This is a genomic window from Stenotrophomonas sp. STEN087, assembly GCF_056759115.1.
Genome location: NZ_JBRRCR010000029.1, coordinates 25,931 through 46,861, shown reverse-complemented (window position 1 = coordinate 46,861; position 20,931 = coordinate 25,931). Strand labels below are relative to the sequence as shown.

Sequence of the window (20,931 nt, the reverse complement as noted above, 5' to 3'; positions counted from 1 at the left end):
TTGACTACATCGAGCGACGCCATAACCCAAGGATGCGGCGAAGGGTCGCCAGGCAGGATCAGAAGGTTGCAGCTCTTTTAGAACCGTCCGTGATATCGGGGTAGAACCCGAGTGCCGGACGATTGCCAAGAACGGTCCTGTCTACAACCCCTACAAGCAGCGGCCTATTTTCCAGCCGGCACAGCCTGCGCCCGCGTCAGGGGCTTCTCCCGCACCGGCCCAGCAATACGCTGGCGCGATCCAAGGCGGCGTGATCAGCCGTGGGCAGCGCGCCATGGGCACCTTCCCCGAGTCGCCTCCGTATGAGACGGCGTCGTACATGACTATCCCAGAGGTCCAATCGAAGCTTTGATCCGTTACGGGCAGGGGTGTCCTGGTATGTTCTCCCAGCCACCCTCAATCCGCCTGAAAGCCGTGCCGTCGATGCATCTAATACTCGCGTCCACTAGGCGCGCTTCAATTTCAGCGCGTTCTCTTGCGGCCTTAATTTTCGCCAGCGCGGTAGCCCGCTCCGCGTTCTCCACCGGCCTCACGTTCCTTTCGTCGTTTTTTGCCGGGACCATCGGCACGCTAGCGAAACGCCGGTTCCATGCCTCGTTGGTGTGTATGTGCTGCCAGATGCCAGCAGCAACCATAGCCAGCAAGATCACAGCCCACACTGCCATCCACGGGAATTCCCAGCGCCTGCGCGGGATGGCTTCAAGGTATTCCGGTCGTTCGCGTTCCATACGTCCCCCAAGGCGTCCTGCGCCCATTGTAGCCGGGGTGTAGGGGCAGGGCCCCTACGGCCAACGCCTCACCCGCGCACACGGGGCTTCGGCCCCGTTTTCGTGTCTGCTGCAATGGTCGGATCGGCGTCGGGAGCAGCCATCACCCTGGACAACCTTCGTTGGCGCCGGGCCATCAAGGTGGCCACATCGACCACCCTGGAATCGCTTGCGCTGCAATGGTTTCGCTGGGTCGATCCAGCGGACTTTCCGCGCAGCTGATCCATCATGCGCCGCCATTCCTGCGCTTGGCAGGCCGTCAGCGACAGCCAGGCCAGATCCTCGGGCAGTAGCTCGCGGCCTTCGGGGGTGATCAGGCGATTGCCTAGGAAAGCAAAACCGGCCCAAGGGCCGGTTAGTTCAGTGCGGCTGTACGGATCAAATTCCATTACGCTGCCAGTTCGTCCTTGTCGGGGGAACGATCCGGCAGGCAAGAGCCGAGCCAGAGGCCCAACCATTGCCAAGCAGAGGCCACAAACGCCGCAGCGCGGACGATCCTTGATTTCGCATAATGTATATTATGTTCGCATCAAGATGGGGTGCCTCAGGATCGTCAGGCTCCCGACCCCCTCAACCTTCCGGTCCTTGATGTCGATCCACATCAACCCGGCAACCAACCCCTTCGGCCAGGACATCAACGGCCCGCTCACCACCTCGCGCTTGCTCTGCCAGCGCCACCTCTGCTCACACACCGCTTCCGGCAGCGCCAGGTCAAAGCACCGGCCATCATCCAGCCCGATGGATCCCGGCGTCCGGCCGCCCGGAACGATCGTCATGACGCCGGCAACCTTGATGCGCTCGCTGACCTGAGCCTCCAGCGCCATTCCAGCCCCGGTACCAGCCCCGGCACCAGCCAGCGCCATCACCAGGGCCGCAACACGCCACAGGAACGCGACCCACGCGTGGCCTCCTCATGGGCCACCCAACCAAACGACCGTGACGCGTCACGTTAATACCCCCAAATCCCTTGAAATCTGAGCGCCCAACCAAGGCCCTGACCCTCAGATTTCAAAGCCCAAAACCCAGCAGTCCGACCCCCGTTTAGGAATAGTCGCAAAAATCGTACGAATTCGATGACCACGCAGATGACAGCGCCAGAATGAGCGCCACGCCCCTGGGCGACGATCACCTCCCTGCGCATGAATGGATATCCTGCACCGCGTCGCCTTCGACTGGCACTGCTCGACGATCATGATGTCGTCCGACGCGGGGTCGGCATGCACCTCGGCACCGATACGCGCTTCAGGATCGTCGCCAGCCACGGCCACAGCGCGCCACTGCTGCAGTACCTGATGAACCACCCGGTCGACGTGGCGATCATCGACATCACTCTGGGCATGGACGATCTGACCGGCCCGGAGCTGGTGCTGAAGCTGCGCGAGTGCGCGCCGCAGGTGTCGCTGCTGGCGTTTGCCGGGCAGTCGTCGAACGCCGGCATCCATGTGTTGCTGGATGCCGGAATCAGCGGCTACGTCAGCAAATGCGAGCCACTGGCCGAGCTTTCCGACGCGGTGATCCGGGTGTCCCAGGGGCTGTTCCGGCTTCCGCCCGGGTGCAAGCTGCCGCCCACGCGCGAGCCACTCAGCCGCAACGAACGCGAGGTGCTGCATCTGCTGCTGGATGGCATGACGGTGTCCGAAATCGCTGTGCAGCGCCACCGCAGCATCAAGACCATCAGCACCCAGAAAAACGCCGCGCTGCGCAAGCTGGGCCTGCGCAACGACGCCGAAATCTACGCACTGCGCGCCCAGTTGGAGGCGCTGTGATCGCGGCAATGTGGTTTCGCCTGGCGATTGCGTCGCTCGCGGCCTGCCTGTTGACCAGCGCCACCATGGATGGCCCGCAACCATCCGGGCATCAACAGCGCCCTGTGCGTGTCGCAACTGGACCAATGTTGCGACCATTTCCCGAGCAGGCACAGCCGGACGCGCCGCCCACCATTGCGCATCGTTATGCGAAATTGGTTGCACAGCACTCCGGCCTGTCCTTCATCGAGCAGCCGCATGACAGCACCCTCGCCGCCATCGCAGCCGTCTGCGCGCAGCAGGCCGACCTGGTGCTGGTGCAAGGCGCGGTCACTGACCTTCCTTTGCCCTGCACTCGTCTCATCCAGTCCCGCCCGTTTCACGGTGGCGACACCGTACTGGCCGGCCCGCTGGGCACTCCCCTGCCCCATGACGCCAGCGGGTTGAGCGGCCTGAAGCTTGCCGCGGTGGAAGGTGACCCCTATCCCGCCTGGCTGGCCGCGCGCCATCCGCAGGCGCAGGTTCTTGCCGCGCCCAATATGCATGCGGCACTGGCGCTGGTCGATGCCGGCACGGCAGATGCAGCCATCGGCCTGGAGGCCAGCCTGCGCCCGGTGTTCCGCCGCGACTTCCACAAACGCCTGCGCGTGCAGCCCCTGCGCGGCCACTTCCCGCACGAACTACACCTGCTGGCACGCCACAGCGACCAGCAGCTGATCGACCGCATCGAAGATGCGCTGGCACGGATCAGTATCGATGAGCACGCCGCGCTGCTGCAGCACTGGGCCCGGCAGACACTGGCGGACCGATGGCACCATGCCACCATCCGGACTCCGCGCTGGGTGCTGCCGGTCATCTCCATGGCGCTGCTGGCCTTGTTCGTTTCGCTCGCTGTATCCCGGCGCCGGCGCGGGCGCCTGCAGGCGCAGCAGCGTGAGCGCAACCACGCCTCAGGCATGGTCAATCACGAAGTACGCAATGCGGCGCAGGCCATGGTGACGGCGGTCGATCTGCTCAAGCAGAGCGCCTTGCCGGCCGGTGCGCATGAACTCGCGTCCATCGCCGCCAATGCCGGGCAGACCCTGCGCAGACTGCTCAACCGCGCCCTGGATTTCTCCCGGCTGGCGGACGGCAGCTTCCGGCCGCGGCCCCGGCCATGCGCGCCGGCTGCGCTATGCGCGCAGGCCGTGCAGGCCGCGACGCCGCAGGCCCAGCAGCGAGGCCTGCGGCTGCAACTGCATGCGGACGAAGCCCTGCCGCCGGTGCTGGTCGATCCCGACTGCCTGCGCCAGATCCTGGACAACCTGCTGGGCAACGCACTCAAGTTCACCGACGTGGGCGGCGTGGATCTGCGCGTGGAGCTGGACGCCGCATTGCACCCTGCCCGGCTGCAGATCGAGGTGGTCGACAGTGGCATCGGCATTGCGCCCGCACAGATGGCCGAGCTGTTCGCGCCGTATCGGCAGGCAGACGGCGGCCATGAGCGCGGCGGCAGCGGGCTGGGCCTGTCGATCTGCCGTCAGCTGGCGCAGGCCATGGGCGGCACCCTGGATGCACACAGCGTCCATGGTCGCGGCAGCCGCTTCATCCTGCGCGTGCCGGTGCGGGTACTGGATGAAGGCGCGCTTGCGCAGGAAGCGCTGGATACGTCTATGCCACTCGGCGGCTTGCAAGTGCTGCTGGTTGACGACCATGTACTCAATCGCCGGGTCATAGCCGCACAACTGCAGCAGCTCGGCGCGGACGTATGCGAAGCGGATGGCCCCGCCGCGGCGCTTGCCCAGCAGGCCGCCTCACCCGCGTCGGTCGTCCTGCTCGACATAGAACTGGACGCGATGGATGGCTATGCGCTCGCCACGCAGTTGCGCGCGCAGGAGCGCGACCAGGCGAATCGGGCATGGCTGCTCGCACTGTCAGCGCACAGCGGCGATGAGCACCTGCAGCGCTGCCAGCGTGCGGGATTCGATGGTGTATTGGTCAAGCCGCTGCAGATCGAGCCACTGCTGGAGGCACTGGACCTGGGCGGCACGGAGTCGCCGTCCGCAACCGACCTGACGGCGCAGCTGCTTGCGGACTACGATCAGGACATCCGCGCAGAAATGGCGCTGCTGCAGCAGGCCATGGACGCGCGGGATGCACCGGCGCTGCGTCATCATGCCCACCGCCTGCAGGGCGTCCTGCAGATGCGCGGCGTCGCCGCCATGCAGGACGTGGCGGGTGAACTGTGGAGCGTGGGCAACGCCGCTGCCCCGGACTGGCCCGAAGCGCAGCGGCTGCTGCGGGTATTGCGTGTCTGGCGCGGCGATCTTCCCGCCGCGCCAGAGCCCTGACTCAGGCTGCGTTGCGCTCGGCCTGGCGACGGGTCAGGTCGTTGAAGCGACCCAGCGACATCAGGTGCTGGTGGATCAGTGCCAGCCAGCCGCTGCGGTGCCATTCGACCACCGTGGCGTCCGGCAGCGCGACGAACTTCTCCACGTCCACCACGAAGAAGCCATTGAGGTTGAACTCACGGCCATCGGGCAGGCGGATGGTGGCGTTGCGCTCGACCAGCAGGTTGTTTTCCAGCAGTGCCTTGGAGAAGGCCTGGGTCTGTTCGTGCTCGCGGGTGAACTGGCCGCAGAATTCCAGCGCCTGCTGCACGATTTCGGCAGCCTTGCCATCGACGAACAGCGGCTGGCCTTCTTCGCCGCCACGCACGATGCGCGGGCTCTCTTCGTCGATGCCCAGCAGGAAGTCATTGTCCTTGCCGGTATCGATGAAGATGAAGGGGTGGCGACGCAGGTAGGCCGGGATGTAGGTCTCATCCGCCCACAGGCCATCGGTGATGAACAGGTTTTCGGTGGTGATGCCAACGGCGGCCATCGGCACGGCGGTCGGGCCGGCAAACAGAATCGGGAAATGGTGCAGCGCCAGCGAGAATTCGCCGAGCACCAGCGGGATCGAGTTGCTGCCTGCAGCGAACTCCAGCTTGCCCGGCAGGATGCGCACATCGGCATGCACGTCGGCCTGCAGCGGCACCGGACGGGTGTAGAACAGGGGTGCGCCGCTCTGTGCAGCTTCGGTGGTGGTGTCGCTGGTGGTGGTCATCGTCAAAGCCATGTCGAACATGCACGCCTGCCATCCCGGGCGCGCCAGCGGGAACAACCTGAACCCCGCATTATCAACAAGCCGGATGACAAGAGCCACCCCGACGCGAATTTATTTCAGCTGCAGCGGGTAGCGTTGCCACAGCACGTGGACTAGGAAGCCGGCCAGTTCGGTGTCGCGGGCGCTGACGGCCGCGCGGATCTTGTCCAGCAGCACCATGTCGCTGCACGAGCGCACATCGGCGTGGTTGGCCTGCCCTGCCCTGCGCGCACGGTAGCGCGCAGCCCGCTGCGCATCGCTCATTGCGTACCCGAACTTGGGCGGCCGACCGCGTTTGCGCGGCAGGGTCAGCTCCAGGGTTCCGGGGTCGTTGTCATCACGCATGGCGGGTGCGATCGGCGGCAAATCAACAGGGGGTGCGCAATTTATCGTGAGGCATCACTTTAATCCAGCTTTTTCTGCAGTTTTGTTGCATTGCAGCGCGAGCCGGCGCGCATCATCCCACCCGCACATTGTAGATCCATGCCATGCATGGATGCGCATGACACCCGCAGATACCAGTAGATCCACGCCATGCGTGGATGCCCCTGGCAAGCGCAGAACAAAAGAAGGGAGCCCGCAAACGGACTCCCTCTGCCTTGCATCACGCAGCGCGCACCGGCTCGTAGCCGTGCAGATGCGCTTCACTGCTGGCGCGCCCCTGGCTCAGCGAGCGCAGCGAGGTGGTGTAACCCACCAGGTTGGCCAACGGTGCAAAACCACTGACTTCGGCGCGACCTTCCTGGTCGTCGATGCGTGCGATGCGGCCGTGGCGACGGTTGAGGTCGCCCACCACATCACCCACCGAGGCCGACGGCGAATGCACCGTCACGGCCATCACCGGCTCCAGCAGCTGCGTACCGCCCGCGACCAGCGCAGCCTTGATCGCCTCGCCGCCAGCGCGGTGGAAGGCCATCTCCGAGGAGTCCTTGGCATGGGTTTCCCCATCGACCAGGCTGATCTCGATGCCCACCACCGGATGCCCCTGCGGCCCGGACGTCAGCGCCGCACGCACACCCTTTTCCACGGCGGCGATGAAGCCGCGCGGGACCACGCCACCGACGATGCGGTCGTTGAACACGACCTGGTCGTCCTCGCGCGGCACCACGTCCAGCACCACATGGGCGAACTGGCCCTGGCCGCCATTCTGCTTGGAGACCCGGCCAACCACGCCGGACACCGCGCGCAACGGCGTTTCCTGGTAGGCCACGCGCGGCGCGCCAACGCCGACATCGACCTTCCATTCGCTGCGCAGACGCTCGACCATCACCTCCAGGTGCAGCTCGCCCATGCCCCAGACCAGGGTTTCACCACTGTCGCGCTCGGTTTCCACCTTGAACGACGGGTCTTCCTGGGCCAGGCTGGCCAGGCCCTGCGCCATGCGGATGAGGTCGGCCGCGCGTGCCGGCTCCAGCCGCCAGGCCAGTACCGGCGCCTGCGACTGGATGCTCTCCAGACGCAACGGCTGCCCTCGCCCGCTCAGCGTTTCACCGCTGACGGCATCCTTCCAACCCAGCACCGCGACGATGTCACCGGCCACGGCCTGTTCGATGTCGTGGGTCTGGTCGGCCTGCACGCGCACCAGCCGGCTGACGCGGCGCCCCTGCGGGTGCTGCGAACTGGCAATGGCATCGCCCACCTTCAAGGTGCCCGAGTACAACCGCACGAAGCTCAGCGCGCCGTGCTGCTGGTGGGTGATCTTGAACAGCAGGCCCGCCAGCGGACCGTCCGGGTCCGGCGGCAGCGACACCTCGCCCTGTTCCGCTTCGGCAGTGACGGCCGGGCGATCCAGCGGCGACGGCAGGTAGTCGACCACCGCGTCCAGCAGCGTTTCGATGCCCTTGTCCTTGAAGGCCGCGCCCGCCAGCACCGGCACGCCGGCACCGGCCAGCGTGGCCCGGCGGATCGCCGCGCGCAGCATCGCCGCATCGATCACCGCACCTTCCAGCCACGCCGTGGCCAGCACGTCGTCATGGTCGGCCACGGCCTCGATCAACACCTGCCGCTGCGCCTGCCACTGCGCGCGCTCGTCCTCGCCCCAAGGGGTGATGGACGCCGCAGCGCCGTCCTGCCAGCGCAGCACGCGCTCATCGACCAGGTCGACCCAGCCATGGAAGTCGCTCTCGCTGCCCAACGGCACACCCAGCGCCCACGGCCGCGCCTGCAGCTTGTCATGCAGCTGCTCCAGCACGCGCTCGAACGATGCGCCGACGCGGTCCATCTTGTTGACGAAGGCAATGAGCGGCACGCGATGCCGACGCGCCTGGCGCCACACGGTTTCCGACTGCGGCTGCACGCCATCGACGGCCGAGAACACGGCCACGGCACCGTCGAGCACGCGCAGCGAACGCTCGACTTCAATGGCGAAGTCGATGTGGCCGGGGGTGTCGATCAGGGTCAGCCGATGCGGCGGCAGGTCGCGCGGCGCCCATTGCGCCTGCACGGCGGCCGCGCCGATGGTGATGCCGCGTTCGCGCTCGATCGCCGAAAAATCGGTGGTCGCATTGCCGTCGTGCACTTCGCCGACGCGATGGATCTCACCGCTTTTCCACAGCAGGCGTTCGGTCAGCGTGGTTTTACCGGCGTCGATGTGGGCAATGATGCCGAGGTTGCGACGGCGGGAAAGGACATGGGTGTTCATGAGATAGGTTCCTGCAAAGCCAACTTCAGGGGCCGCGCACCCCGGTTGGCGACAGGGCGCGCGGCTAGCGTTCGGTCTCGGCGATCTGGTGCATGGCACGTTCTCCTCGGTGTTGCGGGTGGAATGAAATGGCGGAAACGAAAAGAGCGCCCCGAAGGGCGCTCTGTGGATGGTCCATCGATGGCCGTATCAACGGCCCCGTGGCACTCCAGGCAGACACGCCCGTTCCGCGCTTGCGCGGGTCAGGGTGAAAAACTTCAGGAGCGGCATCCGGTTCATGGGGCGCATTCTAGACCTGTGATTCCTGCGCGCAAGTGGCTATTGCACGCATGAGTGGAACGATGAGGCTTGATGGGGTCAGAGCCTTTCGCTGCGCAAAAGGATCCGACCCCGGCGCGGCCAAAGGGTCGGATCCCTTGGCGCATCCAAGGGCTCTGACCCCCACAGCAAGCATCACTCGCAGCCGTTGATCCGGCGCGCTTCAGCCACCGTCGCGGCATGGTCACCGGTCACCGACACCCAGTCCTTCAACGGGTACTGAGGATCGACCTCGCCACGCTTGGGCGAGTCGTACAGGGTGATCTCGGTCCAGCTACCCACCGCACCCAGCTCAGCCAAACGTGCAGCCTGGTCCTCATCGCTGCTGAAGGTAGCGCCCGGCTTCGACGGCTTCGCAGTGTTCACCGTTGCGGTCTTCAGAGCGCGCACGCGCAGCGCGCCGCCCGGCATGCGCTGGCTGATCACATCGTAGCGCTCAGTACCATAGGCCCACGGGCGTTCCGCCTGGCGGCGGACTTCACTGCCATCGTCGGCGACTTCGACCGAGCCATTCACCAGCCCGCCGATGGCAGCGATGCCGCCGTAGCCGGCCATCATGGTTTCGTAGCCGACCATCTGGCGCTTCTCCAGCGGCAACTCGCTGGCCGCAGGCTTCATGCCCGGCAGCTTGAGGTACGCCGACTTCTTGCAGAGCAGCAGCACGCGCTGATCGCCCCAGGCCATCATCATCGCGCCACCGGTGAATTAGTGCGTGGTGAACAGGTCGGGCGCGGCGCCGGCGCGGCTTGCATGCCGCGTTTCGATCGACGTGGCCTGGTCGGCCGCCTTCTCGATCGACACCGTGCGGGTGGAGGCGGCATGCGCGGTGCACGCCGTTGCAGCCAACGAAACCAGCAGTGCAGCGCGGGGGAAATGATGCTTCATGGGGGTCAGTCCGTTGAGAAAAACGGACCGCCAATAATACGTCGCGATGCAACACGACGCTTTACCGCATCAGGTCACCACCACCAGCGGCACACCCCGTCGCGGATGCTGCAGCACCACCACATCCTGCTGGTACACGCGCTGCAGGTTGTCCTCGGTGAGCACCTGCGCAGGCGTCCCATCGGCCGCAACCCTGCCTTGTTCCAGCAGCACGATGCGATCGGCATAACCGGCTGCAAGATTCAGATCATGCAGCACCACGATCACACAGGCGCCCGCTTCGGCACACGCGCGCACGCTGCGCAGCGTGCGTTCCTGGTGGCGCAGATCCAGCGCGGCCGTCGGCTCATCCAGCAACAGCAGCGGCGTGTCCTGCGCAAGCACGCGCGCAAACGTGGTGCGTGCCGATTCACCGCCGGACAACTGCTGCACCTCGCGCAGGCGCAGCGCCTGCAGCTCGGTGGCGTCGATGGCAGCTTCCACCCGCGCATCATCCACCGCGGGATCCGGCGGATGCGGCAGCCGCCCCATCGCCACCACTTCTTCAACGCTGAAGGCGAAGCGCACGCCATGTTCCTGCGGCATCACTGCGCGCTCGCGCGCCAACGGGCCGGACTTGTAGCTGCGCAGCGGCGCGCCATGCAGCTGCACTTCGCCAACGTCAGGCCGCAGATCGCCGGCCGCCACCGCCAGCAGGGTCGATTTGCCGGCACCGTTCGGGCCCACCAGCGCGGTCACCGTGCCCGGCGCGAACGCCAGGTTGACGCCATGCAGGATCTCGCGCTGCTGGCGCCGCACCACCACATCGCGCAACTGCAGGAAGTCGCTCATGGCGTGTCCTTGCGGCGCTGCTGCAGCACCAGCCACAGGAAGAACGGCGCGCCGAGCGCGGCCGAGAACAGGCCCAGCGGAATTTCCGCCGGCGGATCCAGCGTACGCGCGGCGGTATCGGCAATGACGATCAGCAGCGCGCCCAGCACGCCCGACACCGGCAGCAACCAGCGATGGCACGGGCCGACCAGCAGCCGCGCCACGTGCGGCACCACCAGGCCGACAAAACTGATCGAGCCGGCAAACGCCACCGCCGCACCCACCAGCAGTGCACTGAAGGCCACCAGCATTCGTCGCGTCCGCGCGACATCCAGGCCCAGGTGCTGCGCCTGGCGCTCCCCCAGTGCCAGCATGTCCAGCGGCGTGGCCAGACGCAGCAGCGCGAACACGCCAATGGCGAACAGCGGCACCACGGCGGCCACGTCCGCCCAGTTGGCCTGCGCGAGCGAGCCCATCTGCCAGAACACCAGCGACTGCAGTTCGCTCTCGCTGGCGATGTAGGTGAGGAAGCCGATCAACGCCGAGCAGAACGCCGCCATCGCAATACCCACCAGCAGCAGCGTCGCATTGCCGCTGCCCTTCCCCGGGCGCGCCAATGCGTAGGTCAGGCCGATGGCCAGTGCGCCACCGCCAAATGCAGCCACCGGCACCAGCCAGCCCGCTGCGCCTGCCGCCCCCAGGACGATCGCCGCAACGGCGCCCAGCGCCGCGCCCTGGCTGACGCCGACGATGCCGGGGTCGGCCAGCGGATTGCCGAACAATCCCTGCAGGCTCGCACCGGCCATCGCCAACGCCGCCCCCACCATGGCCCCCAGCAGGGCGCGCGGAATGCGCAGCTGCCACACCACGGCGAGGTCGCGGCGGCTGACCGCCTGCGGATCGACCAGGCCCAGCTTCACCCCCAGGGCCTGCAGAACGTCCAATGGCGGCAGGCGCAGCGGCCCCATCGCGAATGACGCCAGCACCGCGCCCACCAGGGCCAGCAGTGCCACCAACAGCATCACCCGCCCGCGACGGCGGCGCCGATCAGCCGGACTCATGCCGGCGGCAGCGCCGCCAGAGCCTTGGCCAAGGCCAGAGCGCCTGCGCCGGTGCCGACGCTGGTGTACTTCAGCTGCACATCGGGCATCACCCAGACCCGGTTGGCCGCGCCGGCCGGCGTCTGCTTCAGGGTCGGGTAGGCCTTCCACAGACCGTCGGCGCCCCCGAACTGCTGCAGGTCGTGCTCGGTCACCAGGATGACCTCCGGTGCTGCGGCGATCACGCCTTCATTGCTCAGCTGCGAGTAGTTCTTGACCCCTGCCTCGCTGCCGATGTTGACGCCGCCGGCCAGGGCGATCATCTCGGCCGACGCACTGTCTGCGCCGGCCACGGTCGGGGCGCCACCGCCACCGGTGGCCGACACGTGGATCACGCGTGGCGCATGCGTCAGGCCCTTGCCCAGTGCCGCCGCCTCATCCAGCTGACGCTGCACCTGCGTGGCCAGCGTCTGCCCGGCATCTGCCAGGCCGACGGCGGCCGCCACCTTGCGCACCTTGTCCGGCGCCGGCTGCAGGTCATCGATCACCACGGCCGACTCGCCCACCTCGCGCAGCTTGCCAGCCAGCACGGTGTGGCGGCGCAGGCTGTTGCCGAGGAACAGCGAGCCATGCAGGCTCACCACGCCCTCGACGCCGGTGGTGCGGTTGAACAGGAACTGGTGCGGCGCGGCCTGGCCGGCCTGCGTGGTGGTGTTGGTCGGCGCGGCAAACACCTGCTTGCCCAGGCCGAGCGCCTCGAGCACGGCAATCACATCGTCACCGCCGGCGATGATGCGGCTGGTGTCGGTCACTTCGGCGTCGGCGCCATCGTCAGAACGCACCTTGGCCGGCAGCACCGGCACCTGGCCGGTCAGGGCCGGCAGATCGGTGCCCGCCACGCGCTGCCAACCGGCCGGCAGTCCGGTGGCCGCCGTGGCGCCTTCTGCGGCAGGCGCAGCGGCGTCGTTGGCCGCAGGCGGCGCAGACGTGCCGCCACAGGCGGCCAGTGCCAGCGAAACGGCCAGCGGAAGCGCACACAGGCGCAGGCGGGAAGCGATGTTCATGCGGAATCTCCTTGCTGGCCGGGCGAAGGCACTACCCTCGCCCGGCACGTGGGTTACGGCTGACGCAGGGTGATGCGGGTGATGCGGTCGCCCTTGGCGTCATCGGCGCCGCGCGACTTGTTCACCGCGAACACGCTGCCCTTGCCATCGGCGCGCACATGGTTGGGGAAGGTGCCACCATCGAGGTTGCCGACCACCTTGCCATCGCGATCAACGACGGTGACGGTACCGGCGCCGCGGTTGGTGACATAGGCCAGGCCGCTCTTGTCATCGAAGGCGACGTTCAGCGCACCAGCACCGACCGGCACATCGTGCACGACCTTGCCGCTGGCGACGTCGACGATCAGCAGGTTGTCGGTGCCCTGCGAGGCCACGTACAGGCGGTTCTGCTGCGCATCGAAGGCCACGCCCGAGGCGCTGATCGAGTTACCCAGGTCGATGACCTTGTCGACTTCACCGGTGGCGACGTCGATCACCGCAGCTTCGGGCGTGCCGATGCTGACGGTGAACAGCTTGCCGGCCTTTTCGTCCAGCACCAGGCTCATCGGGTTGAACTTGCCTTCGTCGACGCCCGACTCCAGGGTGATCGACGGCAGTTCCTTCAGCGTCTTCGCATCGAACACCGACAGGTGGTCTTCGCCGGTGGCCGAGGCAAACACCTTGCCGTGCGTGCCATCCACCACGACGTCGCGCGCATGCGGCACGGTGTCGACCGGGAACTGGTGGACCAGCGACAGATCCTTCTGGCGATAGACCGCGATCGAGTTCTGGCGGGTGTTGGTCACCCAGACATTGCCGTTGGTGTCATCCACGCCCACGCCATAGACCGCGTACACCGCGCCGTTGGTGGTGCCGGCGACCTGCGCCGGGGTGATCGCCTTGGTCACCTTCAGGGTCTTCGGGTCCAGCTTCAGCAGCTGCGACTGGGTGACCGGCGGACGGCCGACCGACGAGGTCACGAACACCGCGTCACTGGCGGCACTGTAGGCCGACTGGTACAGACCCGGCACCAGCTTGTTGGACTGGGTGGCGAACTGCTGCTGGCCCGACAGCGGCAGCTGCGGCGAGACGCGCAGCTTCAGCACGGTGGCCGCCGAAGGCTGGCTGGCGCGGACGACCACCGGATGCGTGCCCGGCACGGCATCGGCGGGGATCGCCAGCTGGGTCTTGAAGTTGCCATCGGCGTCGACCACCAGCGGCTGCGCGTTGAGTACGCTGTCACCGCGCACCAGGCTGACCTGCTGGCCCGGCACGAAGCCGCGGCCGATGACCTCGGCCGTGCTGCCGGGGACGACGTTCTCGCCGCGCGAGATCACGGTGCCCTTGAAGGTGGCGCTGGCGGGCTGATCGAACACCGGCTGCGCGGTGGCGGTGACTGCCAGCAGCAGGCCGGCGGCCAGGGAGGTCAGGCGGAGGGACGGACGAAACGACATGAAAGGCTCCTTGCACACGTAGGCCGCGCCTCGTGGCGCGGGATTCATCGGTTGCCTGGGCCGCTGCACATCGGCAGTCACGCCTGGGTAGTGGGGTCGCACGGCCACGCCGTGCGGGGATTCATTCGGCAGCGTTGGCGGACGGCGGCGCCTTGCCGTCATCCACGCTGCGGTCGGTCACACCGTACAGCTCATGCAGGGCCGCCTGGAACGACGCGGGCAGCATCGGGCCGTGGCCGAGGCCGGGGAATTCCCGGTACTGCACGCTCAGGCCGGGCACCTTGGCCAGGCGCGTGGACAGCTGCATGGCGGCATCCGGGGTGGCGCCCCCAATGCGGCGCAGATGCGCGACCACGCGCGGGTTGCTCATGTCACGCTTGCCGCGGTCGCCGACGCGCTCGGCACCGCCCAGCATCAACCAGACTTTGGCGGGCTGGCCATGGACGTTCTGCACGAACTGCTGTTCGGGATCGCCCAAGGCCGCGCCCTGGCTCCACCACAGCGACGGGCTGGCCGACAGATAGGCCTGGAACGCGGCGGGTCGGGTGTACAGCGCATTGAGCACGAACAGGCCGCCCAGCGAGTGACCCCACAGCGACTGCTGGTGGGTGTCTATGCGGGCGCGGCGCTCCACTTCGGGCTTGATGCGGCGCTCGATCAGGTCGAGGAAGACGTCGGCACCACCGCCGACGGCCTGGCTGGTACCGCCCTCGTCATCGGCGCGGTCGATCCAGGCGGTGTAATCCAGGGTGCGGGCCGGCGAGTCGATGCGCAGCTCGTTGTCGTAGCCGATCAGCACCAGCACCGGCGGCGCCTTGGTGGCGGCCAGTTCGGCCAGCAGCGGCTGGTCCAGCACCATGGCGACGGCGTTGCCATCCAGTGCGTACAGCACCGGCGACGGGGCCTTGGAGGTTTTGGCCGGGATCGCCACGTTCACCCGCCAGCGGCGCTGCTGGTCAGGGCTGTCGATCACGAAACGTTCGAAGCGATAGCTGGACGCCGGCTCGTCGAGCACGGTGCGGCCCATCAGCTGCTGCGGATTGCGCTGCTGCGCATGGGCGTAGGGCGTGGCCATCAGGACCCCCATCATCAGGGCGGCCAGGCAGCCGAAGGAGCGTGCGGAAAACATCATGGGTGACGGATGCGGCGGGCGCTGCCGCCTCTTCATCAAGGGACCGCAGTCTACCTTAAACGCGAATGATTATCACATCGATCACACGTCACACTGTGTATCGCGCGCGCGCAGGGCTCTCCGCCCGTAGAAGCTTGATGTTCAGTAATGCGAGCGCGGTCTCAGGCCGTCTCTCCCAGTGAGCAACGGTCCTGCCATGCTCCGTGCCCACTCGTATTCCACAGAATGGAGCTTCATGTCCGAATCAAGCAACTCTGGTCAGAGACTTGTCGGAATCGCCGCACTAGAGGACATCCTCTTGCAAGTCAAGCGATTCGTCCTTGTGATGGTCAAGCTGCTGTGGCTCCCGACCCTGGCATTTGGGGGAGTTCAGCTTTGGGCGTACACGAGCGTCAATCAGATCCCCTATCCCCGATTCGGTGCTGGGCTCGAATCACTCCTGCTCCTGATCGCGGGCTTCCTGCTGACTATCGGCGGGCTCCTAGCAACGCTCTACGTTGCCCCGGCACTCCTTGCATCTTTCGCCGAGGAACCGTCCAAGAGCAAAAATTCTTTTCGCATCTCCGGCATGAAGTTCGGGACCTTCCTCAAGTGGACCGGCCCGCCAGCGTTTACCGGATGGATCCTATTGCTTTTGATCAGCCAGTACCCTTCGTCGCATAGCCTGCTGCATGCCCTGTGGCTGGTGCACATCGTTGCCACCATAGCGACATTCCGATCAATCCCCGCCGAGGGAGGTCTTCTTGATCGGTGGCTGGCATGCGGAACCTACAGCTTCATCAGCCTAAGCCTTCTCTGGATTGGCATGATGCACCTTGTCTGGAACCGCCAGCACCTTATTCTCCTCGAGCCACTTCCAGAAGCCTTGCAGTGGGCAGCACTTCTGGCGCTGGCTGGCGCTTACATTGTAATCGTCTACATTCAGGTCAAACTTCAGGCACGCGTGCGCAGGTCAGGAATAGAGGTAGTAGCTGTTTTTGCATTCGTGATGATGATGCTTGGCTGCATGCTTGCCATCACTCAACCCGCCTGGATGGCGGCGCAGACATCGAAAGTGCTGATCAGAATGAACAGAGGTGGCGGAGAGCAGGTTGAGATCGTCCTCAGTGATGCGGTTGTCGCCATGCCCACCAAGGGCTGCACACCCCATGGGGTCGGGACAGTTCGCTGCAGCGCCAAGTTGATGCTCGACTTCGGCAACGAAGTGAGCGTTAAGCTCGGCCCTGAGTCACTGGCTACCACACTAAGCGGCTCAGACGTACGCGGGGTCATTCGCAATGAGCCCGCCACCCCGTCAGAGGAAAAATGCCTGCCGACCCTGATCAGCCTGTCCCAATGGATTGATCACAACCAGGCCGAATCTTGGCGGCGCCAAGGCTTGGTGCCAAGCCTTGGCGCACCCGCATCGTGAAGACTCAGCCGAATTCCGGCGGCACCGGGCCGTACTGGTTTGCTTCCGGCGTGCCCGGCAGCAGCGTGAACACGAAGATCACCAAGCCGCCAAACGGAATGAAGGCCAGCAGATACAGCCAGCCCGACTGGTTGCAGTCATGCAGGCGGCGCACGGTGACGGCGATGACCGGCAGCAGGGTGGCCAGCCAGAACAGGACAAACAGGATGATCGACGCGATGCCCAGGCCATCGGACTGCATCACCAGCGCGGTGATCATCGGCACCATCAGCACCACCGAGACGATCAGCATGAACAGCTGGAACATCCAGTATTCGCGACGGTTGGCACGACCGTCGAACTGGGCGTAACGCTTCAACGGCAGGATGAGCTGGTCCATGGCAGGAAAGTCCTTGGGAAAAGAAGGCGCGCAGTGTGCCAAAAGCCGGCAGGCGCGACAAACCTCCGATCAACGCCCCTTCGCTGCCCTCGCCGCCTCGCGCTCGGCGCGCAGCCGGTCCAGCTTTTCCTTCAACTTGATCTCCAGCCCGCGCGGTACCGGGTTGTAGTACACCCGCTCGCCCATCGCGTCCGGGAAACCGGTCTGGTCCAGCGCGATGCCACCTTCGGCATCGTGGTCGTACTGGTACTCGGCACCGTAGCCGAGTTCCTTCATCAGCTTGGTCGGGGCGTTGCGCAGGTGCAGCGGCACTTCTTCGGTACCGCTTTCGCGCACGTCGGCCTTGGCCCGGTTGAAGGCCGCGTAGCCGGCGTTCGACTTGGCGGTGCTGGCCAGATACAGCACCAGCTGCGCGAAGGCGAGCTCGCCCTCCGGGCTGCCCAGGCGCTCGTAGATATCCCACGCTTCCAGCGCCATGCTCTGCGCGCGCGGGTCGGCCAGGCCGATGTCCTCGATGGCCATGCGGGTCAGCCGGCGCGCCAGGTAGGACGGATCGCAGCCGCCATCGAGCATGCGCGTCAGCCAGTACAGCGCGGCATCCGGGTTGGAACTGCGCACGGATTTGTGCAGGGCCGAGATCTGGTCGTAGAACTGCTCGCCGCCCTTGTCGAAGCGGCGCGTGCGGTCGGCCAGCACCTGGGTCAGGGTCTGCGGGGTGATACGACCGCCCTCCCCGCCCGCCAGCTCGGCGGCGATTTCCAGCAGGGTGAGCGCACGGCGCACGTCGCCGTCGGCAGCCGTGGCGATTTCCAGCAGCAGCTCGGGCGCCACTTCAATGCGCTCTTCGCCGAGACCGCGCTCGCGATCACCCAGCGCACGCTCCAGCGCCTCGACGATGTCGGTGGGCGAGACGCCTTCCAGCACGTGCACGCGGCAGCGCGACAACAACGCCGAGTTCAGCTCGAAGGACGGGTTTTCGGTGGTGGCGCCGACGAACAGGATGGTGCCGCGCTCGATATGCGGCAGGAACGCATCCTGCTGCGCCTTGTTGAAGCGATGCACTTCGTCGACGAACAGCACGGTGCGCCGCCCTTCGGCGAAGCGCTGCGCCGCCTCGGCCAGCACCTGGCGCACTTCCGGCAGGCCGGACAGCACAGCGGAGATGGCACGGAATTCGGCGTCGGAGTACTCGGCCAGCAGCAGCGCCAGCGTGGTCTTGCCGCAGCCCGGCGGGCCCCACAGGATCATCGAATGCACGCGACCGGATTCGACCGCACGGCGCAGCGCGCTTTCAGGCGCCAGCAGGCGCTTCTGCCCGACCATTTCGTCGAGGGTGCGCGGGCGCATGCGCTCGGCCAGCGGGCGCAGATGATCCCGATCGACGCTCAGCAGATCGGGGCCGGGGAATGAAGTGGAACGATGTCTTGGCACCGGATCATTGTACCGCGCCACCCGTTGGTAGCGCCGGGCCATGCCCGGCGACCCCTATCAATTACCGATGACGTCGGTGCCCTTCGGCGGGGTGAAGCTGAAGGTGCCGGCGGCAAAGCCCGGGTTGCGCTTCCAGCCGCTGAAGGTGATGACGGTGCGCTGGCCGACGGCGTCGGTGATTTCCATCTTGGCCAGGCCCTGTGCGTTGAAGCCCAGCGCGGCGTACTGGAAGCTGGCCTCGGTATCGCGCTTCGGCGACAGCGACAGCCACTGCAGGCCGTCACGCTTGGCGGCTTCCTCGCTCAGGTCGTACTGCTGTTCCAGCAGCGCCGGGTTGATCAGCGCGGTCAGCGGGCTGTTCTGCTCTTCCTTGCCCTGCTCGCGCACGGTGGCCTGTTCCAGGTCCGGCTCGTACATCCAGACCTTCTTGCCGTCGGCCACGATCAGCTGCTCATGCGGGCGCACGTATTCCCAGCGGAACAGACGCGGCGCCGACAGGGCCACGCGGCCGCTGGTGGATTCCTTCACCTTGCCGCGGCCGTCGAACACCTGCTGGCTGAACTGACCATCCAGGCCCTTCAGGCCACTGGTGAAGGTCTTCAGGTCATCGCGGGCGCCGGCCCAGGCGCTGCCGGCAGCGGCGCAGGCCACGGCCAGGGTGGTGGTGGCAAGGAAACGACGGAAGCGGATGTTCATGCAGGAATCCTGTGGGCGCATGCGCCAGGAAAGTTGGGAGCCAGTGTGCCCGGGCAAAGATGAATGGGCGATCAGGGCGACATTATGCCGCCCTGCGCGTGCATCGGCGATTCAGCCAGCTGCACCCGGCAATCTGCCGTACAGGACCTGCCCGCGGAAACCGCGCCGCACTTCGCGGTACAGCGCCCGGAACGCCGGGTAATCCTGGGGCTGGCACAGGGCATCGGCGCCGCGCACGGCGTTCTGCTGCAGGCGGTGATGGACGATCACCTGCTGCCCTTCCCGCGCCCAGTCCACCCGGTAGTCACCGGCCGCATTGCTGAAATGCTGGCTCTGCGGGATGACGATGATCGGCACGCTGCCGGGGAACTGCAGGCGGTAGGTCTCTTCGCGCAGGCTGGCATTGCAGTAGAACGGTGTCTCATTGGCAGGCGCCGATGCCGTGGCGTACAGGCCACGCACCGATTCGCCGCCCGGGGGATCCGGCACGGCCATGCCACCGGCCACGCTGAAGTCCACGTAATCCTCGGCCTGGAAGGCCATGCGGTAGCCGAACGGATGGGTCAGGTCGACCGGCACGCCCTGCAGCAGCAGCTGGCCGCGCCCGTCGAAGCCCGAGGCGGCCATGATCGACTCCTCGGCACGCGCGCGGTTCTGCGCGTTGAGCTGGGCGAACTGCGCACGCATGCCGATCTCGGCGTTGTCGCTCAGCTGCGGCACGGTCTCGCCACGCAGGTTGCCCTGCGCATCGAAGGTGAAGCGCACGTCCATCGCCGTTGCGTTGCGCTGCGGATCATTGGCCGGGGTGCGCGCCAACGACGCGTCGCGGGTGCGCAGTACCGGTGCACCGAGGTCGCCGTCGGGCAGCTGGCCGAAGCGCGCCCAGGCGCTGGTCGAATCCAGGTACAGATCGAATTCGGGCAAGTAGGTGATGGCATGGTTGAAGCGCCCCAGCACCGGAATCTTCGGCAGCGTCGGGCCACCGCCCGCGCCGATCAGCACCGGGGAGCTGGCAATGCCCTTGGCCGCCAGCAGCGCCTCCAGAATCACCACATGGTCCTTGCAGTCGCCATAGTGGTTGTCGAGGATGCTCTGCGCGCTGTTCGGCTCCAGTCCGCCATTGCCCAGGTACACGGCCACGTAGCGGATGTTCTGCGCCACCCAGCGGTACAGCGCATCGGCCTGCGCCTTGCGGTCGCTGATGCCGGCCGTCACTTCATCGGCCAGCGCCTGGATCTGCGGCGTCACCTGGGCCGCTTCGCCGGCCTTGACCTGATACGCATGCCCGACCTGGGCCCAGTCACGGAACGTGCTGGCCATGATGTTCGGGCCGAACTCCCACGCCGCCGCCGCCCAGTTCTGCGCCTGCATCGGGTCGCGGCGCTGGTAGCGCCAGCGCCACTGCGCCTGGCCGTTTTTCACCGTCGGCGTGTCACTGCCCTGCACGCCGCGACTGTCCACATACATGGGCAGGCTGGCCGGCGCACTCAGGGTCACCTCGGCATCGTCGTACTGGGTGAACACATTGAAGGTTTCCCACAGGCCGAAGTACCCGGGGAAATACGGGGTCTGCTGGGTGCGGCGCACCTGGTAGACCAGGCGCGTGCCCGGGGCCAGGTTCGGGAAAACGATCACCCGCACCTTGCGGTCGGCGTACATGGCCGCTGCCGCGCTGGAATAGCTTTCCTGGGTGTAGATGCGGTCGGCCGGCACATCACGGCGCTGGCCTTCGGCAGTCAGCGTGTAAGCGCTGACCACGTCCAGGGTTTCCATCTTCTCGCTGTAGCTCAGCCGCACCTGGCTGAACTGCTCCACCGCCGCCTTGGTCTTGAGCAGGATCTCGTAGGTCTCGGTCTGCACGTTGCCGGCATCCGGCCGCACCACGTAATCGGCGCGGTAACGGACGAAGCTGAAGTTGTTGCTGGCCTCGGCATCGCTGCTGACCGAAGGCGGCGCCGGGTTCGGCGCCGAGGCGGACGCCCCGGCCAGGGCCGGGCTGGCGGCAAGCAGACAGGCCAGCGCCAGCGCGCAGGGAGCGGGTCGGAACATGCGT

19 protein-coding genes are annotated in these 20,931 nt (G+C 66.5%); 3 read left to right on the top strand and 16 right to left on the bottom strand.

Annotated elements, in window-relative coordinates; genetic code table 11:
* Positions 1–796 precede the first annotated feature (796 nt).
* Entirely contained in the window at positions 797–1,156 is a 360-nt protein-coding gene (locus ACVOK1_RS10060; RefSeq protein ID WP_481561942.1) for a DUF3653 domain-containing protein, read from the bottom strand.
* A 129-nt stretch (positions 1,157–1,285) separates the two neighbouring features.
* The gene (locus tag ACVOK1_RS10055; RefSeq protein ID WP_481561941.1) at positions 1,286–1,591 is read right to left on the bottom strand and encodes a hypothetical protein; all 306 of its coding nucleotides are present in this window, start codon (positions 1,589–1,591) and stop codon (positions 1,286–1,288) included.
* Between the two features lie 315 nt (positions 1,592–1,906).
* Here ACVOK1_RS10055 and ACVOK1_RS10050 point away from each other — a divergent pair, with 315 nt between their 5' ends.
* A complete protein-coding gene (locus ACVOK1_RS10050) occupies positions 1,907–2,533 on the top strand; it encodes a response regulator (RefSeq protein ID WP_481561940.1) in 627 nt (208 codons plus the stop codon).
* 8 nt (positions 2,534–2,541) lie between these two features.
* Positions 2,542–4,842 carry an ATP-binding protein gene (locus tag ACVOK1_RS10045; RefSeq protein ID WP_481561939.1) on the top strand — a complete coding sequence of 767 codons (2,301 nt, stop codon included), beginning with the start codon at positions 2,542–2,544 and terminating at the stop codon, positions 4,840–4,842.
* 1 nt (position 4,843) lies between these two features.
* On the opposite strand, the gene ACVOK1_RS10040 is transcribed toward ACVOK1_RS10045, so the two are convergent.
* The 10 genes from ACVOK1_RS10040 to ACVOK1_RS09995 form a co-directional block, all read right to left on the bottom strand.
* Positions 4,844–5,599: a SapC family protein gene (locus ACVOK1_RS10040; protein ID WP_481561938.1), complete on the bottom strand. Its 756-nt coding sequence runs from the start codon at positions 5,597–5,599 to the stop codon at positions 4,844–4,846.
* A gap of 111 nt (positions 5,600–5,710) precedes the next feature.
* Positions 5,711–5,983: a hypothetical protein gene (locus ACVOK1_RS10035; RefSeq protein ID WP_079221882.1), complete on the bottom strand. Its 273-nt coding sequence runs from the start codon at positions 5,981–5,983 to the stop codon at positions 5,711–5,713.
* Between the two features lie 259 nt (positions 5,984–6,242).
* Complete coding sequence (gene fusA / locus ACVOK1_RS10030) at positions 6,243–8,279, bottom strand: elongation factor G (RefSeq protein WP_481561937.1); 2,037 nt, start codon at positions 8,277–8,279, stop codon at positions 6,243–6,245.
* A 453-nt stretch (positions 8,280–8,732) separates the two neighbouring features.
* Positions 8,733–9,287 (bottom strand): hypothetical protein, encoded by a 555-nt coding sequence (locus tag ACVOK1_RS10025; RefSeq protein ID WP_481561936.1) that lies wholly within the window; start codon positions 9,285–9,287, stop codon positions 8,733–8,735.
* A gap of 15 nt (positions 9,288–9,302) precedes the next feature.
* Entirely contained in the window at positions 9,303–9,482 is a 180-nt protein-coding gene (locus ACVOK1_RS10020) for a hypothetical protein (protein WP_481561935.1), read from the bottom strand.
* 69 nt (positions 9,483–9,551) lie between these two features.
* The gene (locus ACVOK1_RS10015) at positions 9,552–10,313 is read right to left on the bottom strand and encodes a heme ABC transporter ATP-binding protein (protein ID WP_481561934.1); all 762 of its coding nucleotides are present in this window, start codon (positions 10,311–10,313) and stop codon (positions 9,552–9,554) included.
* Complete coding sequence (locus tag ACVOK1_RS10010) at positions 10,310–11,353, bottom strand: FecCD family ABC transporter permease (protein ID WP_481561933.1); 1,044 nt, start codon at positions 11,351–11,353, stop codon at positions 10,310–10,312. The genes ACVOK1_RS10015 and ACVOK1_RS10010 overlap by 4 nt, the downstream gene beginning before the upstream one ends.
* The gene (locus ACVOK1_RS10005; protein WP_481561932.1) at positions 11,350–12,396 is read right to left on the bottom strand and encodes a heme/hemin ABC transporter substrate-binding protein; all 1,047 of its coding nucleotides are present in this window, start codon (positions 12,394–12,396) and stop codon (positions 11,350–11,352) included. Before ACVOK1_RS10005 ends, ACVOK1_RS10010 begins: the two co-directional genes overlap by 4 nt.
* A 53-nt stretch (positions 12,397–12,449) precedes the next feature.
* Positions 12,450–13,829 (bottom strand): YncE family protein, encoded by a 1,380-nt coding sequence (locus tag ACVOK1_RS10000; RefSeq protein ID WP_481561931.1) that lies wholly within the window; start codon positions 13,827–13,829, stop codon positions 12,450–12,452.
* A 121-nt stretch (positions 13,830–13,950) separates the two neighbouring features.
* On the bottom strand, positions 13,951–14,961 hold the full coding sequence (locus ACVOK1_RS09995; RefSeq protein ID WP_481561930.1) for an alpha/beta hydrolase: 1,011 nt from the start codon (positions 14,959–14,961) through the stop codon (positions 13,951–13,953).
* A gap of 235 nt (positions 14,962–15,196) precedes the next feature.
* Here ACVOK1_RS09995 and ACVOK1_RS09990 point away from each other — a divergent pair, with 235 nt between their 5' ends.
* Positions 15,197–16,372, top strand: a complete 1,176-nt coding sequence (locus tag ACVOK1_RS09990; RefSeq protein WP_481561929.1) for a hypothetical protein — start codon at positions 15,197–15,199, stop codon at positions 16,370–16,372.
* A gap of 4 nt (positions 16,373–16,376) precedes the next feature.
* Here the strand turns inward: ACVOK1_RS09990 and ACVOK1_RS09985 are convergent, their stop codons facing one another.
* The 4 genes from ACVOK1_RS09985 to ACVOK1_RS09970 form a co-directional block, all read right to left on the bottom strand.
* Positions 16,377–16,751, bottom strand: coding sequence for a DUF805 domain-containing protein (locus ACVOK1_RS09985; RefSeq protein ID WP_303635491.1), 375 nt, complete (start codon positions 16,749–16,751; stop codon positions 16,377–16,379).
* A 69-nt stretch (positions 16,752–16,820) separates the two neighbouring features.
* Complete coding sequence (locus ACVOK1_RS09980; RefSeq protein WP_481561928.1) at positions 16,821–18,098, bottom strand: replication-associated recombination protein A; 1,278 nt, start codon at positions 18,096–18,098, stop codon at positions 16,821–16,823.
* Positions 18,099–18,239: 141 nt separating this feature from the next.
* Positions 18,240–18,878, bottom strand: coding sequence for an outer membrane lipoprotein periplasmic chaperone LolA (gene lolA / locus ACVOK1_RS09975; RefSeq protein ID WP_164072671.1), 639 nt, complete (start codon positions 18,876–18,878; stop codon positions 18,240–18,242).
* A gap of 111 nt (positions 18,879–18,989) precedes the next feature.
* Positions 18,990–20,927 carry a DUF3857 domain-containing protein gene (locus ACVOK1_RS09970; RefSeq protein ID WP_481561927.1) on the bottom strand — a complete coding sequence of 646 codons (1,938 nt, stop codon included), beginning with the start codon at positions 20,925–20,927 and terminating at the stop codon, positions 18,990–18,992.
* Between the last annotated feature and the right edge of the window lie 4 nt (positions 20,928–20,931).

Coding starts and splice junctions, on each gene's coding strand:
- ACVOK1_RS10060 (WP_481561942.1), bottom strand. CDS start 1,156: ATGGAATTTGATCCGTACAGCCGCACTGAACTAACCGGCCCTTGGGCC.
- ACVOK1_RS10055 (WP_481561941.1), bottom strand. CDS start 1,591: ATGGCGCTGGAGGCTCAGGTCAGCGAGCGCATCAAGGTTGCCGGCGTC.
- ACVOK1_RS10050 (WP_481561940.1), top strand. CDS start 1,907: ATGAATGGATATCCTGCACCGCGTCGCCTTCGACTGGCACTGCTCGAC.
- ACVOK1_RS10045 (WP_481561939.1), top strand. CDS start 2,542: ATGTGGTTTCGCCTGGCGATTGCGTCGCTCGCGGCCTGCCTGTTGACC.
- ACVOK1_RS10040 (WP_481561938.1), bottom strand. CDS start 5,599: ATGACCACCACCAGCGACACCACCACCGAAGCTGCACAGAGCGGCGCA.
- ACVOK1_RS10035 (WP_079221882.1), bottom strand. CDS start 5,983: ATGCGTGATGACAACGACCCCGGAACCCTGGAGCTGACCCTGCCGCGC.
- fusA (WP_481561937.1), bottom strand. CDS start 8,279: ATGAACACCCATGTCCTTTCCCGCCGTCGCAACCTCGGCATCATTGCC.
- ACVOK1_RS10025 (WP_481561936.1), bottom strand. CDS start 9,287: ATGATGATGGCCTGGGGCGATCAGCGCGTGCTGCTGCTCTGCAAGAAG.
- ACVOK1_RS10020 (WP_481561935.1), bottom strand. CDS start 9,482: ATGAAGCATCATTTCCCCCGCGCTGCACTGCTGGTTTCGTTGGCTGCA.
- ACVOK1_RS10015 (WP_481561934.1), bottom strand. CDS start 10,313: ATGAGCGACTTCCTGCAGTTGCGCGATGTGGTGGTGCGGCGCCAGCAG.
- ACVOK1_RS10010 (WP_481561933.1), bottom strand. CDS start 11,353: ATGAGTCCGGCTGATCGGCGCCGCCGTCGCGGGCGGGTGATGCTGTTG.
- ACVOK1_RS10005 (WP_481561932.1), bottom strand. CDS start 12,396: ATGAACATCGCTTCCCGCCTGCGCCTGTGTGCGCTTCCGCTGGCCGTT.
- ACVOK1_RS10000 (WP_481561931.1), bottom strand. CDS start 13,829: ATGTCGTTTCGTCCGTCCCTCCGCCTGACCTCCCTGGCCGCCGGCCTG.
- ACVOK1_RS09995 (WP_481561930.1), bottom strand. CDS start 14,961: ATGATGTTTTCCGCACGCTCCTTCGGCTGCCTGGCCGCCCTGATGATG.
- ACVOK1_RS09990 (WP_481561929.1), top strand. CDS start 15,197: ATGTCCGAATCAAGCAACTCTGGTCAGAGACTTGTCGGAATCGCCGCA.
- ACVOK1_RS09985 (WP_303635491.1), bottom strand. CDS start 16,751: ATGGACCAGCTCATCCTGCCGTTGAAGCGTTACGCCCAGTTCGACGGT.
- ACVOK1_RS09980 (WP_481561928.1), bottom strand. CDS start 18,098: ATGCGCCCGCGCACCCTCGACGAAATGGTCGGGCAGAAGCGCCTGCTG.
- lolA (WP_164072671.1), bottom strand. CDS start 18,878: ATGAACATCCGCTTCCGTCGTTTCCTTGCCACCACCACCCTGGCCGTG.
- ACVOK1_RS09970 (WP_481561927.1), bottom strand. CDS start 20,927: ATGTTCCGACCCGCTCCCTGCGCGCTGGCGCTGGCCTGTCTGCTTGCC.